This is a genomic window from Parasphingopyxis sp. (assembly GCF_052168295.1).
In the GTDB taxonomy this organism is placed as follows: Bacteria; Pseudomonadota; Alphaproteobacteria; order Sphingomonadales; family Sphingomonadaceae; genus Parasphingopyxis.
The window spans coordinates 20,401-36,813 of sequence record NZ_JBQLZN010000039.1 but is presented as its reverse complement, the minus strand read 5'-3'; the positions used below and the strand labels follow the sequence as shown (position 1 = coordinate 36,813).

At 63.6% G+C, this 16,413-nt stretch carries 21 protein-coding genes and 1 tRNA gene; 9 read left to right on the top strand and 13 right to left on the bottom strand.

What is annotated here, in order from left to right; all coding sequences use genetic code 11:
• The first annotated feature begins 7 nt into the window (after positions 1–7).
• The 4 genes from rpsR (at position 8) to ACTS1Z_RS06765 (ending at position 2,784) form a co-directional block, all read left to right on the top strand.
• Complete coding sequence (gene rpsR / locus ACTS1Z_RS06780) at positions 8–232, top strand: 30S ribosomal protein S18 (RefSeq protein WP_442613739.1); 225 nt, start codon at positions 8–10, stop codon at positions 230–232.
• A 10-nt stretch (positions 233–242) separates the two neighbouring features.
• On the top strand, positions 243–953 hold the full coding sequence (gene rplI, locus ACTS1Z_RS06775) for a 50S ribosomal protein L9 (protein WP_442623687.1): 711 nt from the start codon (positions 243–245) through the stop codon (positions 951–953).
• Positions 954–1,045: 92 nt separating this feature from the next.
• Positions 1,046–2,119: a hypothetical protein gene (locus ACTS1Z_RS06770; protein WP_442623686.1), complete on the top strand. Its 1,074-nt coding sequence runs from the start codon at positions 1,046–1,048 to the stop codon at positions 2,117–2,119.
• Positions 2,120–2,121: 2 nt separating this feature from the next.
• Positions 2,122–2,784, top strand: a complete 663-nt coding sequence (locus tag ACTS1Z_RS06765) for a Fe2+-dependent dioxygenase (RefSeq protein ID WP_442623685.1) — start codon at positions 2,122–2,124, stop codon at positions 2,782–2,784.
• 7 nt (positions 2,785–2,791) lie between these two features.
• Here ACTS1Z_RS06765 and ACTS1Z_RS06760 read toward each other — a convergent pair whose 3' ends face one another.
• Entirely contained in the window at positions 2,792–3,310 is a 519-nt protein-coding gene (locus tag ACTS1Z_RS06760; protein WP_442623684.1) for a hypothetical protein, read from the bottom strand.
• A 28-nt stretch (positions 3,311–3,338) separates the two neighbouring features.
• Positions 3,339–3,956: a GTP cyclohydrolase I FolE gene (gene folE / locus ACTS1Z_RS06755; RefSeq protein ID WP_442623683.1), complete on the bottom strand. Its 618-nt coding sequence runs from the start codon at positions 3,954–3,956 to the stop codon at positions 3,339–3,341.
• Between the two features lie 95 nt (positions 3,957–4,051).
• On the opposite strand from folE, the gene ACTS1Z_RS06750 reads away from it, so the two are divergent.
• Entirely contained in the window at positions 4,052–4,903 is an 852-nt protein-coding gene (locus ACTS1Z_RS06750) for a TauD/TfdA dioxygenase family protein (RefSeq protein WP_442623682.1), read from the top strand.
• Between the two features lie 80 nt (positions 4,904–4,983).
• Entirely contained in the window at positions 4,984–6,204 is a 1,221-nt protein-coding gene (locus tag ACTS1Z_RS06745) for an alpha/beta hydrolase (protein ID WP_442623681.1), read from the top strand.
• A 106-nt stretch (positions 6,205–6,310) separates the two neighbouring features.
• On the opposite strand, the gene ACTS1Z_RS06740 is transcribed toward ACTS1Z_RS06745, so the two are convergent.
• From ACTS1Z_RS06740 to ACTS1Z_RS06715, 6 genes are all read right to left on the bottom strand, one after another.
• Positions 6,311–6,625, bottom strand: a complete 315-nt coding sequence (locus ACTS1Z_RS06740; protein ID WP_442623680.1) for a hypothetical protein — start codon at positions 6,623–6,625, stop codon at positions 6,311–6,313.
• Positions 6,626–6,686: 61 nt separating this feature from the next.
• Positions 6,687–6,763, bottom strand: a tRNA-Arg gene (locus ACTS1Z_RS06735).
• 35 nt (positions 6,764–6,798) lie between these two features.
• On the bottom strand, positions 6,799–7,275 hold the full coding sequence (locus ACTS1Z_RS06730) for a DUF1178 family protein (protein ID WP_442623679.1): 477 nt from the start codon (positions 7,273–7,275) through the stop codon (positions 6,799–6,801).
• The gene (locus ACTS1Z_RS06725; protein ID WP_442623678.1) at positions 7,272–8,114 is read right to left on the bottom strand and encodes a carbon-nitrogen hydrolase family protein; all 843 of its coding nucleotides are present in this window, start codon (positions 8,112–8,114) and stop codon (positions 7,272–7,274) included. The genes ACTS1Z_RS06730 and ACTS1Z_RS06725 overlap by 4 nt, the downstream gene beginning before the upstream one ends.
• A 17-nt stretch (positions 8,115–8,131) precedes the next feature.
• Positions 8,132–8,389, bottom strand: coding sequence for a glutaredoxin 3 (gene grxC / locus ACTS1Z_RS06720; RefSeq protein ID WP_442623677.1), 258 nt, complete (start codon positions 8,387–8,389; stop codon positions 8,132–8,134).
• A gap of 31 nt (positions 8,390–8,420) precedes the next feature.
• Positions 8,421–9,182, bottom strand: a complete 762-nt coding sequence (locus ACTS1Z_RS06715) for a double zinc ribbon domain-containing protein (RefSeq protein WP_442623676.1) — start codon at positions 9,180–9,182, stop codon at positions 8,421–8,423.
• Positions 9,183–9,226: 44 nt separating this feature from the next.
• Between ACTS1Z_RS06715 and ACTS1Z_RS06710 the strand changes: the two genes are divergently transcribed.
• Positions 9,227–10,081, top strand: a complete 855-nt coding sequence (locus tag ACTS1Z_RS06710; RefSeq protein WP_442623675.1) for a class I SAM-dependent methyltransferase — start codon at positions 9,227–9,229, stop codon at positions 10,079–10,081.
• Here ACTS1Z_RS06710 and ACTS1Z_RS06705 read toward each other — a convergent pair.
• Positions 10,078–10,482 (bottom strand): (deoxy)nucleoside triphosphate pyrophosphohydrolase, encoded by a 405-nt coding sequence (locus ACTS1Z_RS06705; protein ID WP_442623674.1) that lies wholly within the window; start codon positions 10,480–10,482, stop codon positions 10,078–10,080. The two genes, ACTS1Z_RS06710 and ACTS1Z_RS06705, sit on opposite strands and share 4 nt — an antisense overlap.
• A gap of 74 nt (positions 10,483–10,556) precedes the next feature.
• On the opposite strand from ACTS1Z_RS06705, the gene ACTS1Z_RS06700 reads away from it, so the two are divergent.
• Positions 10,557–10,730 (top strand): Flp family type IVb pilin, encoded by a 174-nt coding sequence (locus ACTS1Z_RS06700; protein WP_442623673.1) that lies wholly within the window; start codon positions 10,557–10,559, stop codon positions 10,728–10,730.
• Positions 10,731–10,898: 168 nt separating this feature from the next.
• Entirely contained in the window at positions 10,899–11,060 is a 162-nt protein-coding gene (locus ACTS1Z_RS06695) for a Flp family type IVb pilin (protein ID WP_299326596.1), read from the top strand.
• 77 nt (positions 11,061–11,137) lie between these two features.
• Here the strand turns inward: ACTS1Z_RS06695 and ACTS1Z_RS06690 are convergent, their stop codons facing one another.
• The 4 genes from ACTS1Z_RS06690 to ACTS1Z_RS06675 form a co-directional block, all read right to left on the bottom strand.
• On the bottom strand, positions 11,138–12,616 hold the full coding sequence (locus ACTS1Z_RS06690; RefSeq protein ID WP_442623672.1) for a M48 family metalloprotease: 1,479 nt from the start codon (positions 12,614–12,616) through the stop codon (positions 11,138–11,140).
• 62 nt (positions 12,617–12,678) lie between these two features.
• Positions 12,679–13,623, bottom strand: coding sequence for an acetyl-CoA carboxylase carboxyltransferase subunit alpha (locus ACTS1Z_RS06685; protein ID WP_442623759.1), 945 nt, complete (start codon positions 13,621–13,623; stop codon positions 12,679–12,681).
• 10 nt (positions 13,624–13,633) lie between these two features.
• The gene (locus ACTS1Z_RS06680) at positions 13,634–14,488 is read right to left on the bottom strand and encodes a tyrosine-type recombinase/integrase (protein WP_442623758.1); all 855 of its coding nucleotides are present in this window, start codon (positions 14,486–14,488) and stop codon (positions 13,634–13,636) included.
• A 70-nt stretch (positions 14,489–14,558) separates the two neighbouring features.
• Positions 14,559–16,391: a hypothetical protein gene (locus ACTS1Z_RS06675; RefSeq protein ID WP_442623671.1), complete on the bottom strand. Its 1,833-nt coding sequence runs from the start codon at positions 16,389–16,391 to the stop codon at positions 14,559–14,561.
• Positions 16,392–16,413 lie beyond the last annotated feature (22 nt).

The following is a 16,413-nucleotide window of genomic DNA, read 5'->3' as shown; positions in this document are numbered from 1 at the left end:
ATAGATCATGGCACGCCCATTTTTCCGCCGCCGCAAGAGCTGCCCCTTTTCGGGCAAAGACGCGCCGGTCATCGACTACAAGGACGTCAAGCTGCTGCAGGGGTTCCTCTCCGAGCGCGGCAAGATCGTCCCGTCCCGCATCACCGCCGTTTCGGCGAAGAAGCAGCGCGAGCTGGCCAAGGCGATCAAGCGCGCCCGGCATATCGGCCTGCTGCCCTACATCGTGAAATAGGAGCGGATACATGGATATCATTCTGCTCGAACGCGTCGGCAATCTCGGCACCATCGGCGATGTCGTGACCGTCAAGGACGGCTACGCCCGCAACTTCCTGCTGCCGAACAAGAAAGCCCTGCGCGCCAACAAGGCGAACAAGGAAATCTTCGAAGCCAATCGCGAACGGCTCGAAAAGGAAAACGAGGAACGCCGTGCGGCCGCCGCCAAGGAAGGCGAGAAGATCGACGGCATGACCATCGAACTGATCCGCCAGGCCTCGCAGACCGGACAGCTCTACGGCTCCGTTTCGGTGCGCGACATCGTTGCCGAACTCGAAGAGCGCGGCGAAGCGATCACCAAGAAGCAGGTCATTCTCGAACGCCCGATCAAGGAGATCGGCATGCATGAGGTAACGATCACGCTGCACGCGGAAGTCGAAGCGACGGTCAAGGTCAATGTGGCCCGTTCGCCCGAAGAGGCCGAGCGCCAGGCGGAAGGCATCGACGTGATCGCCGAGATGTTCGAGAAAGAACAGGCCGATATCGCCGCCGCCGAAATCGGCGCGGAGGAAGAGGCCGAGGCCGAAGCGGACGCTGAAGAGGCGGCCGTGGAGGCGGCGGACGAAGCCGGCGATGAAGACGCGGAAACCGCCGACGAGGAATCCGCTGAAGCGGAAGCCGAAGCGACGGCCGATGCCGAATCGGCACCGGAAGGCGAAGAGAGCGAAGACAAAGCGTAAATCTTCGCAAGACGCGAACATAGAGGCGGGCGTGGCGCAATGGTCTTCCGGACTGGCGCCGCGCCCGCTTCTTTTTTAGGGGTGGCGGCATCGTGAACGACAGCCCTCCCCTATCACCGCTGGCGCAGGCCTTCTCGCAAGGTCCTGCCTGGTTTCCGCAACAGATGGACGCCGCGACGGATCGCGTCCTGCTCGTCCGGATGAGCGAGGACGCATACCGCACGGCGAGCTTCCTCGATCAGCGCATGCTGACCCAGCAAAGCCAGCCGCAATGGGCCGATTGGGCCGAGCTGGAAACCGCCGATCAGTCCACGCGGCGCGACGCCCATTGGATCTTGCATATCGGCCATGTCGGCTCGACGCTCATCTCTCGGCTGCTCGGCGAGCTGAACGGCCTGTTCGCACTGCGCGAACCGCAGATGCTGCGCAACTTCGCCGATCTTGCCGCGGATCGGGGCGAACCACATGCGATCTGGCCACCCGATCTCCACGATGCGCGACTGGAAACGGCCGTTGGCTGGCTGTCCCGTACATTTTCGCAGGACGACCGCGCGCTGATCAAGGCGAGCAGTTTCGTCAGCGAGATCGCCAAACCGTTGATCGGCACGGAGCGCAAGGCGCTGATGCTCAGCGTGTCGCCGGCGCGCTATATCGAGACGATATTGGCCGGCGACAACTCGCGGCAGGAACTGGCCGTGCTGGCATCGCAGCGTCTGCGCCGCCTGCATGCGCGGCTCGGCAGCGCGGACTGGGAACTTTGGAACCTGTCCGAGCCGGTCCGTGCGGCGATGAGCTGGCTCAGCGAAATCCTCGCACTCGACGAAGCGCGGTCAGGAGTGTCAGACGCGCATGTCCACTGGCTCGATTTCGATGCATTTCTGGCCGATCCTGTCGACAATCTCGCGGAGATCGCCCGTTTCTTCGGCATCGATCCCGATACAATGGCGATCGCAGCGCTCGTCGACGGCCCGATTATGACGCAATATTCCAAGGCGCCCGAACATGGCTATAGTCGCGACGTTCGGGAATCGCTGCTTGCCGAAGCGCGCAAGGCGCATGCGGATGGCATCGCCGACGCCTTGACCTGGCTCAAGGACGCGGCCGACCGGCATGCGGCAGTGGCGGCGGTACTGGACCGGCATATGCCCGTGAATATGGGGACCTGAAGATGTTCAAGATGATTTACGGCCTGCTCAACGGCCAGGATATCAAGGAACTGCGGGAAATCATCGATACCGCCACCTTTGTCGACGGCAAGATCAGCAACCCGCACTCGCTGGTGAAGAACAACCTGCATCTCAACGACCAACAGGCCTATGAGCGTTCCTCGACGATCATGTCCAACGCTCTGCTGCGCAACGAGGAGTTCCGGAGCTTCGCCTTTCCGAAGAAGATCGCGCCGCCGCTCATCACGCGCTACGAGAAGGGTATGCACTACGGGCTGCATCCCGACATGGCCTTCATGCGTACGCATGAGGGACCGATCCGCTCCGACATCAGTTGCACGATCTTCCTCGCCGATCCAAGCACCTATGACGGTGGCGCACTGCACGTGAAGCAGGCTGACGGCCATATGCGCTTCAAGGGAGAACTCGGTTCGGCGATCGTTTATCCCTCGACCACGCTTCACGAGGTCGAGGAGGTCACCAAGGGCGAGCGGATCGTCGGCATCACCTTTATCGAAAGCCAGGTCGCCGATCCGGCGAAGCGCGAGATTCTCCACGAACTCAACGATGTAGCGGCGCTGGAAGGCGCGAACATGTCGGCCGACAATTTCACGCGGATCCAGACCGTCCAACAGAATCTGTTTCGCCGCTGGGGCGAGTGCTAGGCGACGTTCAGGCGCCGCAATGCCATTCGGCGCGCAATTGCGTCTCGCCGTCCTGACCGTCCTCGCGAACGGTAACCGTTGCGGGTTTCACATTCACGGTTTCGAGCATCTCGCCCTCCCCGTCTGCCGGCGCAACCTCGATCGAGATCGCGCCCGCAACGAATGTACCGCCGTCCCATAGCGTTTCGGGTTCGCCGCCAAATTCGAAATGCCGCATCGTCCCGTTGGGCAAGGCGATCGCATCGCCCTCGACCGCGACCAGCAGCGCCTTTCCGTCCTCGACCACGCTACATCCGGCACCGGCCTCAAGCTCGGCCTCGATCACGGCGTTGGAGATCGGAGCAAGCACCGGCTCCTCCGGCGCCGGCGGCGTATCGACCGGCGTCAGCAATTGCGGCGCATCTTCCGCGCTCTCGTCAGCCATTTCGTTTGTCGTCACCTCGGTCTCGCTGAGCTGGCCGTCTCCGCATGCGGCCAGCGCCAGCGCACCCGCCATTATGGCCCAGCCTGTGCCGGCTTTACGCATACAACTCGTCATTCGCAGGTTCGCTTCCCTAATAGCCCATCAACGACATGACTTCCTTACGGCTTCTATCGTCCTCGAGAAAGCATCCCAGCAACCGGCTTGTGGTCATCCCGACGCCGGGAGTGCGCACACCGCGCGCGGTCATACAGCTATGGCTGGCCTCGATAACCACGGCAACGCCGTGCGGCTGCAGATTGTCCCAGATGCATTTGGCGACTTCCGCAGTCAGCCGCTCCTGTACTTGCAGCCGCCGGGCAAAACCGTTGAGCACCCGCGCCAATTTCGAGATTCCGACGACCCGGTTGGTCGGCATATAGGCGATCGACGCCTTGCCGATGATCGGCGCCATATGGTGCTCGCAGTGCGACTGGAACGGAATGTCCTTCAGCAGCACAAGCTCGTCGTAACCGCCGACTTCTTCGAAGGTACGGGAGAGATGCGTGGCCGGATCTTCCTCATAGCCCTGGCAATATTCCCGCCAGGCCCGCGCCACGCGCTTGGGCGTATCGATCAGACCCTCGCGATCCGGATCGTCGCCGGCCCAGCGGATCAACGTCTTGATTGCATCCTGCACATCGTCCGGCACCGGAATCTTCGCCGGCGCCTCGACAATATCGCCGTCCACCAGTGGATCATAGTCGCTCATAATCACCCTTTTCCCAGAAATCGCGAATTTATGCCAGAGCTAGGTACTCTTGACGCGAACGTAAAGCTGGCCGAACGTACAGCAGGAGGGAGGACATGATGACCAGCATCACCATCACACCCTGTACCGGGCCGGGCGCGGAGATCGGCAATGTCGACCTGTCGCAACCGCTGAGCGACGAGGACTTCTCCGCCATTCGCCAGGCTTTTGCCGATCATGGCCTGATCTTCTTTCGCGACCAGACGATCACGCCCGAGCAGCATATCGCGTTCGCTGAGCGCTGGGGCGACATCAACGTCAACCGTTTCTTCACGCCGGTGGACGGCTATCCGCAGATCGCCGAGGTCCGCAAGGAACCGGATCAGAAGACCAATATCGGCGGCGGCTGGCACACCGATCACAGCTACGACCAGGAGCCCGCCATGGGTTCCATCCTCGTCGCGCGCGAACTGCCGCCCAAGGGTGGCGACACGATGTTCGCCGATATGGCAGCGGCGTACGATGCGCTGGACGAGGAGACCAAGGCGAAACTGGAAGGGCTCGAGGCCGTGCATTCCAGCAAGCACATATTCGGCGGCGAGGCCGCCTATCGCAGCGAAAGCGATGCCGGCGAGCGGCTGCATAATGCCGATGCCGCCGATGCGCTCGACGATGTCGTCCACCCTGTCGTCATCACCCATCCGCTGTCGGGCAAGAAGATCCTCTACGTCAACGCCGCCTTCACGACCGACATTGTCGGCATGTCGCGCGAAGAGAGCATGAAACTGCTGATGCCGCTCTACGCTCATGCCGCGCAGGATCGCTTCGTCACGCGATTCGAATGGAAACCCGGTTCCATCGCCTTCTGGGACAACCGCGCAACCTGGCATTATGCGCTCAACGATTATCATGGCGAACGCCGCGTCATGCACCGAATTACGCTGGAGGGCTGCCCGCTGGCGGCTTGAAGACGCGCTCGGTTGCCAGCTCTTCGCGCGGCCCCTAAAAGACATGTGTCGTAAAAATAGACTATCCGGCGGAGATACTCATGGTGTTCGCGCTCCGGCTGCTCGCCACGCTGTTTTGCCTGCTTCCCACAATGGCCAATGCCCAGTTGCACGCGCTCGACTGGGATCGCACTTTATCCCCCTTTCATGGGCCGGAGCGCGACGTAGAGTTTCTGTTGCGGTCGGGCGCTACCGACGAATATCGCGAAATCACGGTGCGCGTGCCCGCCGGATATCGAGAGGGCGATACGCGCTATCCGGTGCTCTATGTGACGGACGCAGACTGGAATTATCATCTGGCTGCCAACTATATCGAATATCTGAGTTATCAGCACCGGATTCCGGAAATGATCGTGGTGGGTATCCGCAACGTCGATCGCAACCGGGACTTCGTGCCCCGGCCTTCGCCGAGTTTTCCGAACACCGGCGGCGCAGACCGGTTTGTGGAGTTCCTTGCCGAGGAACTGAAACCCGCGGTCGACGAACGCTATCGGACGTCCGGGTTCGATATCTTGTTCGGCCATTCCTTTGGCGGCACGATCGCTACGCATGTCCTGCTGACACGGCCCGAAACCTTCGACGCCTATATCGCGCTGAGTACCAGCACCTGGGTTGCGGACCGGGTGTTGTTCGAAGAGGCGGAGGCCTTTTTTGAACGAGGCACGAGCCCAGACGCCTTTGTCTACATGGCGGTCGCCGAGGGAGATGGCGGAGCGACCGTTCCCGACGGAAATGCCTTTGCCGCACTTTTCGAGCGACGCGGACCGGATAGTATCGAGTTCCACTACGAGATCGTGCCGGAGACAAATCATTTTACCGTGGTCATGCCCGCCTTCGCCAACGCGTTGCAGACACTCTATCCCGCCTGGGGCTTCGAGAATGAATTGCGCCAGCGCATAGAAGCGGAGGGCGCGGCGGCAGTGGACAACTGGTTTGCCGAAAAACGGCGTGAACTCGGGCCACGCTTTCACTCGCAGGCGATGGAACTCGGGTTGATGGGTATCGCCTTGGCGTCGGAGGGCAAGCAGGATGCCGTCCGCGCCCTGTTCGGACGGTTGCGCGCCGAACATCCGCGCAACGCCGAAACCTTGCTCATCAATGCGCTTGCCGAAAACGCACTCGGCAATAGGGGCACCGCCGTTGAACGCGTCGAACAGGCCTATGCCCTCGGCCGAGAGACCGGCGTGATGCCCCACCGCCTGATGACTTATCGAAACCTGGCTGAACAATGGCGATCGCAGACCGGTGGCAGTGGAAGCTAGCTGCGGTCGTAAAAATGGTTCAGCCGTAAACAGTCTGGTACGCCCGACAGGGTTCGCGGCTGTGGTAATCGGTAAATGGTAAGGTCAAGCTGAACCGGCTCACTTATCAATCGTTCAAATTCAGCAGACTGCGAGTCTCTGCATCCAGGTCATCCGACCGGGTGATGCAGACGATCCTGTCGGGAAAATGCTCGACAATCCGGACCTTCAGATCCTCGAAATGCTCGACAATCTGGACCGCCATATCGGGTGACGACGAACATGTGCCGACCACCTGCCATCTTTCGTCTTCGAAATGCTCGACGATCCTGATCTGGGTATCCGGAAAATGATCGACGATCTCGACCGCGACATCCGCTATCTGCGCATGCGCTGCACCGGACATGATCGAAATGGCCGCAGCCAGAACCAGATATTTCATCCCGTCCCCCTTCCCGGCCAAAAGTACACCGAGCATAGCGAGGGACTTTTGGACGAAACTCTGGTGCGCCCGACAGGATTCGAACCTGTGGCCCCCGGATTAGGAATCCGATGCTCTATCCGACTGAGCTACGGGCGCTTCCGAGGCGCTGTTAGGCCTGCCCCGGCAACGGGTCAATTGTCGCTTTTTGGCGGGCGGATCGGCAGCGGGAGCGGGGCGACGGGAACGCCGTCTTCGAGCAGCGCTTTTGCTTCCTCGATGGATGTCTGGCCGTGGATCGGACGCTCGTCCTTCTCGCCGTCATGCATGGCGCGGGCTTCGTCCGCGAACTTCTCTCCGACATAATCGGAGTTTTCGAGCGCCTTGGCCTGCTGCTTGGCCAGCGTTTCCAGCATCGCCTTCATCTGCGCGGGATCGGGGTTCGTGTTGGAGACTGACACCAACTTGTCCCCTACCCCGCCCGATGCCTCGGCCTTGCGATTGCCCTTCGTGCCGACCGCCGGGGCCATCGGTGCCTTGCCAATATCCTGCGAACCGCAGATCGGGCAGCTCACAAGGCCCTTCTCGCACTGCTCCTCATAGTCCGCGCTCGAGCCGAACCAGGCTTCGAAAACATGCGCGTCGCCGCATTGCAGGTCGAATACGATCATGCAGCAGGCTCCGGCGCAACAAAGGCGCGGCGGTGGCGCAGGACCGGGATGCGCTTGCGGACCTCGTCGAGGCGGTCCGGATCGATCTCGGCGAAACCCACGCCCGTCCCCTCGCCCATATCGAGCAGTATCTCGCCCCAAGGATCGACGACGAGGCTGTGCCCAAAGGTGTCGCGGCCATCCTCATGATGCCCGTATTGCGCGGCGGCGATCACGAACGCGGCGGATTCGATGGCGCGGGCGCGCATCAGCACGTGCCAGTGCGCCTTGCCAGTCGGCACGGTGAAGGCGGCGGGAATGGCGAGCATGGTCGCGCCGCCATCGCTGAGCGCGCGGTAAAGATCGGCGAAGCGGAGGTCGTAACAGACCGAAAGGCCGAGCGCGCCGAGCGGTGTATAAGCGATCACGGCCCGTTCGCCCGCGTCATAGGTCGAGGATTCGCGCCAGCTTTCGCCGGTATCGAGATCGACGTCGAACAAATGGATCTTGTCGTAGCGCGCGCGGATTTCGCCCGTATCGTCGATCACGAAGCCGCGATTGACGAGGCGGCCGGAATCATTGGCCGGATCATCGTCCGCCCGCAGGGCGAGCGAGCCGAGATGCACCCAGATGCCCTGCTCGGCTGCCGCTTCACACACTGCGGCCAGCACGCGATCCTCGCCTTCCGTTGCGAGGTGCGCAGCGGCGCGCTTCCGCTTCTGGTCGAGCAGGCCGCTCATTTCGGGCGTGAACAGCATCGCCGCGCCGCCCGCCTTCGCCTCGGCGATCGCGTCCACCAGCGTCGCGGCGTTAGCGTCGGGGTCGATCCCGGCGTTCATCTGGAGAAGCGCGATACGCATGGCCCTAGGTCCTGCTTCTAACCCGCGAGCAGCGGGTCCAGCTCCCCGGCGGCGTCGAGCGCGGCGAGGTCGTCCGAACCGCCGATATGGCGGCCGTCGATGAAAATCTGCGGCACGGTGCGCGCGCCGTTGCTTCGGCCGAGCATCTCGTCGCGCTTGGCCGCATTCATGGTGATGTCGGTTTCCTCGAATGCCACGCCCTTAGCGGCAAGCAGATTCTTCGCGCGCGCGCAGTAGCCGCAGAGAAACTTGGTGTAGATTTCGACCTTCGCCATGGCGTTTATGTGTGAAGTACCGCGGAGCGCGTCAATAGTCGGCTTCGTCCGCCGCACAGACCCGCGCCCAGCAGCGCACATGGACTTCCGCCGCGCCCGCGCGTTTCAGCACCTTCGCGCAGGCTCGTGCCGTCGCCCCGCTCGTATAGACATCGTCGACCAGCACGATGTGCTGCCCGCGCAGATCGTCGCGCCGCTTCGGATTGACGGCGAACGCGCCGCGCACGGTGTTTGCGCGCTCCTTTGCGCCCATCGCGCGCAGATACGGCGTCGCCCGTGTCCGTTCCAGCGCATCGAGGCGAAGTCTGTCCCGATTATCGCCGGCGAGCGCCCGGGCTATGAGCGCGGACTGGTTGAACCCACGCCGCCAGAGCCGTCCGCGATGCAGCGGCACGGGCATGATCAGTGCATTCTCCAATCCGTCCATGTGCCGCTGCATCGACCCGGCGATCAGCCGCGCAAGCCCGATCCGCCCGCCATATTTGAGGCGCAGCGCGATCGTCCGGGCAATATCGCCATAGCGGACCGCCGCGCGCATCGTATCGAAAGGCGGCGGATCGGCGAGGCACGCGCCGCAGATCGCGGCATCGTAGCCCAGCGTCACCAGCGGATCGCCACACTGGTGGCAGCCGCGGTCGAGATGATCGAGCTCGCGCCAGCAATCGAGGCAGAAGCGATCGTCACCGTCGACGACCATGCCGCAGGATGGGCAGCGCGACGGCAGCGCGAAATCGAGTACCGGTTTCGCGATGCGCGATGCGATGCCGGATAGGAGAAGGGACGGAGCCGCCATGATCGATCTTGTCCCGCACTGCGCAGGCGGGCACAAGCCCGGCGATGGACTCCGCACCCGCCGATACGCCGTTCGACCGCGCACTGCGCCGCACACGCCGGGACCGGGCGGCGGCGCGCTGGGACGACCATGCCTTTCTGCAGGCGCATATGGCGACGGACCTGCTCGACCGGCTGGCGCTTGTGCAGCGCGATTTCTCACGCGCGTTGATCCTCGGCTATGCGGGCGATGCCCTGCCCCGCGCGCTCGATGCGATGCAGATCGCGAACGTGACGGCGGATGCCGGCTTTCGCCTCGCCCAAGATGCGCGCGGCGTGCAGTGCGACGAGGATCGCCTTCCCTTCGCCGATGCCAGTTTCGATCTCGTCGTCTCGGTGGGCGTGCTCGATACGGTCAACGACCTGCCCGGCGCGCTCGCGCTGATCCGCCGTTCCCTGCGGCCGGACGGCCTTTTTCTCGGCGCCTTCCTGGGCTCGGGCAGTCTCCCCGTTCTGCGCCGCGCGATGATCGAGGGAGACTTAACTGGCAATGTCACCGCGCCGCGCATCCACCCGCAAATCGATATCCGCGCCGCCGGCGACCTGCTCGGCCGTGCGGGATTTGCACTGCAGGTGGCAGATGGCGAACGGCTCGAAGTGCGCTATGGCGGATTGACGCGGCTGGTATCAGATCTGCGCGGTTCGGCGAATTCCAGCCTGCTCCGCGCCCCGCCGCCGACGCGGATGGCGCTCGCGGCCGCGCACGCGATATTCGATGCGCAGCAGAGCGACGGCAAAACCGCCGAGACGTTCGAGGTCGTCTATCTGACCGGCTGGGCGCCCGCCCCGGATCAGCCCAAGCCCGCCGCGCGCGGCAGCGGCACCGCGTCGCTGGCCGATGTGCTGCAAAAGCGAGGCTAGACTAGCGCTTCCAACAGGCCGATCAACGGTTTGTCGGCTGGCGGCATGTCGAGCGCATGGAGCTGTTGTGGGTAGACCCATTTAACCTCCGGCGCCTCGATCGCCCGCACGATCCCGCGCCATTTCCGGCAAACATAGACGAGCAGCAGCAAGTGCCGGTCGCCGAGCGAGTCGCTGGCGAAGCAGGCCGGGGCGAGACAGGATTGCTCGGTCTCGATCCCGAGTTCCTCCTTGAGCTCGCGAATCAGTGCCGACTCGGGCGTTTCGCCCGGCTCGCACTTCCCGCCGGGAAATTCCCACAAGCCCGCCATCGGGCGTCCCTCGGGGCGTTTCTGAACAAGGATGCGGCCATCCCGGTCGACAAGCGCGGCGGCGGCAACGGTCAAAAACGGGGCGCTCATGGCAGTTATTATCACTTTCTTAAACCGGACATGCGATGCCCGCAGATGGGTATGGAAAATTGGGGTATGGCGCCATGAAAAACTGGCTTGGAAGACTCGTGCGCGATCAACGCGGCGCGACGGCTGTCGAATACGGACTTATCGTATCGCTCGTCGTGCTCGCCATGCTGGCCGCGCTGACGAACGTCGCGAACTCGACGACCACCATGTGGAACAACGTGTCGGACAACGTCACGACGAATTCCTGATCGGCCGCTACCGGGCAGCGACGGGCCTGACAATGGTTAATCGCGCGAAAAGGTCCGACTTTAAGGGTTTCGCAAGACCTGCGTCTTAAAACCGCAAAAGTCGGTCCGAAAAAGTTGGACTGGCAGGGTATTTGGAAACCTGCATTTGGAACCTTAAGGAGACCAGAAATGAAAAATTTCCGTAAGATGCTGAAAGACAGCAAGGGTGCCACGGCTATCGAATACGGCCTGATCGCCGCTCTGATCGCTGTTGCTGCCATCACCGCGATGAGCACGCTGGGTAACACCCTCGGCAACACGTTCAACAACGTATCGGATGAAATGGAGTAAACTCCGCTTCATCTTGAAAAGCGAACGGGCGGCGAAGCAATTCGCCGCCCGTTTTCTTTTGTGTGCGGAGGATCGCCTTAGCGGCCGTACACGATGAGCTTCACCCTATCGCCCGCCCGCAGCGTATCGCCGGAGCCGAGCGCGTTGAGCACCCGGAAACGTTCTTCCCGATAATCGCGATAGGCCATGCGCGAGGCGAGACCGCTGATCGTATCGCCGCGCTGTACCGTCACCACGTCGATGACCCGCGGCCGGATCTCCGCCGCTTCGCTTGCCGACAGCCGCGCAACCGATCCCAGCATCGAACCGAACGGCCCGATGCCCTGACCCGCGCGCGTGACCGTCAGGAAATGATATTTGCGGTTGCCGCCGAAATCATAGGCGGTGACCGTCACATCGACCTGGTTCGATCCGCTCGCCACGCGTGCAGTCGCCTGGGCGCTCGGCAGGCCGTTGATCGTGCCGGACCGTACATTGCCATAGTTGATCCGCTGGTTATTGCCGCCGAGCTGGCGGAACACCTCGCCGATATAAGCATCGAGACTGCCCGAACTCTGGCCGCCGCCGAACTGCGCCTGGCCATTGGGCCCCGTCACGACCACCGCGGTCGTGCCGTTCTGCATCGTATAGCCCTGCGGCACGGTAAACTGGAGGCGCAGATCCGGGTGCAGGAAGGTATTGCCGTCGATCACGCCTTGGGCCGGATCGTCGTCGTAGAGCATGCCGTCGATGGCGTTCAGGAACGCATCGCGTCCGCTGACTCCCTGGCCTTCGACCGCGCCCTGCTCGCGCGCCTCGGCGCGGGCGCGCGTGACACGCTGGCCGGGATCGGGGTGGGTGCTCGCCCATTCCGGGAGAGATCGGGCGTTGCGCCCCGCGATTCGCGCGTCGAGCGTCGTCTGGGCCGCGAGCGAGGCGAGCATGTCGGCAGCGGCAAACGGGTTGTAGTTGCCGCGCATCAGATAGGTGATGCCGAGCTCGTCCGCTTCATATTCCTGACTGCGCGAATAGCGCAGCGTGTAGAGTTGGGCGGCCTGGCCAGCGAGGTTCGCAATATCGCCGCTGCCCGTGAGGATACCGAGGCCGAGCGCGAGAATCTGTCCGATCGTGTTCGTGCTCTGCCGCCGCGAAGAGTGACGCGCCGAGACATGGCCGACTTCGTGCCCCATCACCGAGGCGAGCTCCGCCTCGCTGTTCATCAGACCGACGAGGTTGCGAGTGATATACACATAGCCGCCGGGCAGCGCGAACGCGTTGTTCACCGGCGAGTTCAGGAGCGTGACCGTGAAATCGTTCTGCGCGTTGGAGAGGCCTGACTGGACGGCGATGTTCCGGCCCACCCGCACAACATAGGCCGATTGCGGCCCGGAATAGGCGTCGCCGAACTGCTGGAGAAGCTGGGCATGGGCTTGGGCGCCCTGCTGGCGTTCCTGCTGCGAAATCGCTTCGCCGGGCGCGGGCCCGGACCCGGGAAAGGGAAGGCCAGCGCAACTGCCCGTCACAGCGGCGGCCGAAATCAGAAATGCAAGGCGAAGCTTCACGATGGGTCCCTCCATATTATCTCTATGGCAGTACAACCGTGTAGCGGGCGATTTCGTTCCGCGCGACGTACGCTGGCCTATTTTCCCATGTCGAGAAACTTGGCCCGGCGCGAAAGTCGCAGCTTCTCGCCGGGCACGCCGGCCAATTTGCGCAATTCTTCGTTTAGCGCCTTGCCGAGCGTCTCGATGGCCTCTGCCGGCTGGCGGTGCGCGCCGCCGACAGGCTCAGGGATCACGCGGTCGACGACGCCGAGCTTCTTGAGCTCGGACGCGCTGATCCGCATCGCCTCCGCTGCGTCAGCCGCCTTGTCCGCCGTGCGCCACAGGATGGACGCGCAGCCTTCCGGCGAGATTACCGAATAGATCGCATGTTCGAACATCAACACCGTGTTCGCGCTGGAGAGCGCGATCGCGCCGCCCGAGCCGCCTTCACCCACGATCGCGGCGACTATCGGAACGTTCAGCTGCAGACAGGCTTGGGTCGAACGGGCAATCGCTTCGGCCTGTGCGCGCTCCTCGGCCTGGATGCCGGGAAAGGCGCCCGGCGTATCGACCAGCGTGACGACCGGGAGGCCGAACCGGTCGGCGAGCTTCATCAGGCGGATCGCCTTGCGATAGCCTTCGGGCTTCGCCATCCCGAAATTGTGGCGGAGCCGGCTTTCGGTATCGTCGCCCTTCTCATGGCCCATTACGAGTACGCGGTGCCCGTGAATGCGGCCGAAGCCCCCGATAATGGCGAGGTCGTCCGAAAAGGCCCGGTCGCCGGCCAGCGGCATGAAATCCTCGACGAAGCCCGCGACATAGTCTTTGAAATGCGGGCGATCGGGGTGACGGGCGACCTGCGTCTTCTGCCACGGCGTCAATTTCGCGTAGGTCTCGTCAAGCATCCTTTCCGATTTCTTCTCGAGGCGCTTGATCTCCGTGCCGATATTGAGATCGCCGGAATCGGCCGTATCGCGCAATTCGGCGACGCGCGCCTGCAGGTCGGCAATCGGTTTTTCGAAATCGAGGAAATGCTGCATGATCGCGCGGTTAAGCCTCTCCGGAGGGCGCGTCAACGAGAGGATGCCGCGCATTTACGAGCGCAACCAGCCGCGCGCTCTCGACATGAGTGTAGATTTGGGTTGTCGCAATATCGGCATGGCCGAGCAAGGTCTGCAGCGTGCGCAGGTCCGCACCGCCCTCGAGCAGATGTGTCGCGAAGGCATGGCGCAGGACGTGCGGACTGATCCGGTCGGGTGGGATGCCGGCCTTGGCGGCCAGTTCCTTGACCAGTTGATAGAGACGGATGCGGCTCAGATGGCCGGTGCGCGAGGGAAAGAGCCAGCGGCTGTCGGACGGGACATGCGCGCGCCATCGCGCGACAGCCACCTGCGCCCGGTCCGAGATCGGCACGAGCCGCTCCCGGTCGCCTTTTCCGCGCAGGATCAGAAACGGCGAGTCCGTGCGCACCGATGCGCGCGGCAGCGCGACGAGTTCGCTCGCGCGCATGCCGGAGCCGTACAGCAGCTCGACCAGCGCCGCCATGCGCAGCGCCAGCGGCTTGCCGCTCTCCACGCCCTTGTCGAGCGTCTCGAAGATACGTTCGATATCCGCATGGCTCAGCGATTTGGGCAGGTTGCGCGCCGAACCCGGACGCGGCAGCGCGGCTGATGGATCGTCAGTCCGCAATCCCTCATCGGCCAGGAAACCGAAGAAGCGGCGCAACGCCGCCGATTTGCGGGCGACGGTGGAGCGCGCCAGCGAGCGCCAGCTTTCGCCCAGCACTTCCAAATCGGATCGCTGTGCACCCGCCAAGCCGCCCTCGAGCGTCACCGAAGCACCTCGCAAATCCGCTTCGTAAGCTGTCAACGTGTTGCGCGACGCGCCTGCCTCGGCGGCCATCATCTCCAGAAAGCGCGCGATCAGCAGCGCATCGTCACCGGGCGATGGATCGGGATGCGGCGCGGACACGCGATCAGGCGCGGGTGACCGCCTCCGCGGCGATCATCCGGGCTTCGGCATCGCGCCCCGCAAGGCGATAGGCGCGGACGATATGGTAGAGATGATGCGGCGGAATACCCGCCCAGCTATCCGCCTGCATGCCGATCGCCGAAATGAGCGCGACCATACCGACGCGCTCCGCGCGCGCGACACGTTCGAGCTGGCGCGTCCAGACGGACTCGCGCTCCAGGCCGAGATCGAACTCTCCGTCTGCCTGCCGGATTTCGCCGGCATCGAGCCGCCCGAGCCCGGCTAATGCGGCTGCGAGCAACCGTGCGCGATGCCGGCCGTCTTCGCCCGCATTGTCCGCATAATCCTCGACGCGGTCGAGATCGATATCGACCACCGCGCGGGGCGCACCGACGGCGAGCAACGCCCAGGCGTCGTCATTGCCGGAATCGTCCACGAATTCGGACCAGCGCGCCGCCTGGATGTCGAGACCCGCCGTCATCATCGCGGCGATCAGCCCGTCCGCGGAATCGACAAGATCCGCATCGGGCTGGATTCGGGCCGCAGCCCGCGCCGTCAGTATCTGTCCGGCGTACAGGCCGTCGCGGCTGTCATCTTCGGTCCATAGCGTTTCCATCGCCGCGATCCGCTCGCCGGCATCGGGCTCGACATAGGCCGTGCGCAATATGTCGGTCGTGGATCCCGGAATGGCCGACGGATCGAGTTCGGCGAGCAAGGCACTATACATCGATACGAGCGCCTGGTTCGAAAATACACCGATCACAGCAGCCGTTCGCGCGGGCGCGATCCGCTCGGCCAGATCGATCCTGGGTGACCGGGCCCGCCATGCCTGCACCTGCCGCCCGGCCTGCGCATAGAGTTCGTCGGGGATTTCCACGCCGGCCGCATTCGCAATACCGAACCGCCAGGCGTTGAGCCGCTCGACACCCTCCCATTCGATGGGAATGCTGCGGTCGCTGCTCCCGGCATTCACCGCGCGATCGCCCAACAGCATGTCGAAACCGTTGGTCAGTCCGGCATTGCGAACGCTCGCCATCTGGGCCGTGGCGCGCGCGCTCTCCCCAGCAAGCGCTGCGCATATCGCATCCGCCATGATCCAGGCCGGCGATTCCGCGCTTTGCCGCGCGCCACTCACGAGCGGGCAGAAACCGGCAAGATCCGCGCTTGCCAGATTGGCCTGCATCGCGACGGCGTACAGCTTCGGTGTGTGGCGATCGCTGTCGACACGCTGGGCGAGCATGCGCGCACCGTCGACTTCGCCCATGCGGAGCAAGAGCCAAGCGCGCTCGGCGACCCAGTCCGGCGCGACCACGCCGTCCGGCGTCGGTACGCGGCTGAGCAGGGCGCGGCGCAAACTGATGTGCAGCCAGCGCGACGGCACGGGCGCGTCCAACTCGCGCATCAACCGCTGAATATAGCGGCCGTTCACACCCGAGAAGGCATCCTCTCCGTAACCGCCGATATCGGGCGTCAGCGGGCCAACCTCGGCAAGCGAGCGCCGCGCCTGCGGCGGTAATTCATATTCGGGCGGTATGTCTTCGAAACCGAGATCGATATCGCCGATGTCGAACTCGTCGAGCCCCTCTTCGTCTCCGAGCACGATATCGCGGCTGGGGCCGGGCGCAGACGGTGACGGCGCCGCAGAGGGCGCGGCGGGCGCCGCTGGAGCCGGCGCGGGCGGCGGCGGTGGGGGCGCGGGAGCGGGCGGCACGGGATCGCCGAATCCCTCTGGAAGGAGCGATTCCGGAGCGTCCTGACCGAATGCGGGAACGACGAGCGCATAGGCGCTGGCGCCGATCCCCAACGCTATCAGGGACTTAGTTTTCCAATACTTCATCGGCCACGGGTTCTTCGATAAG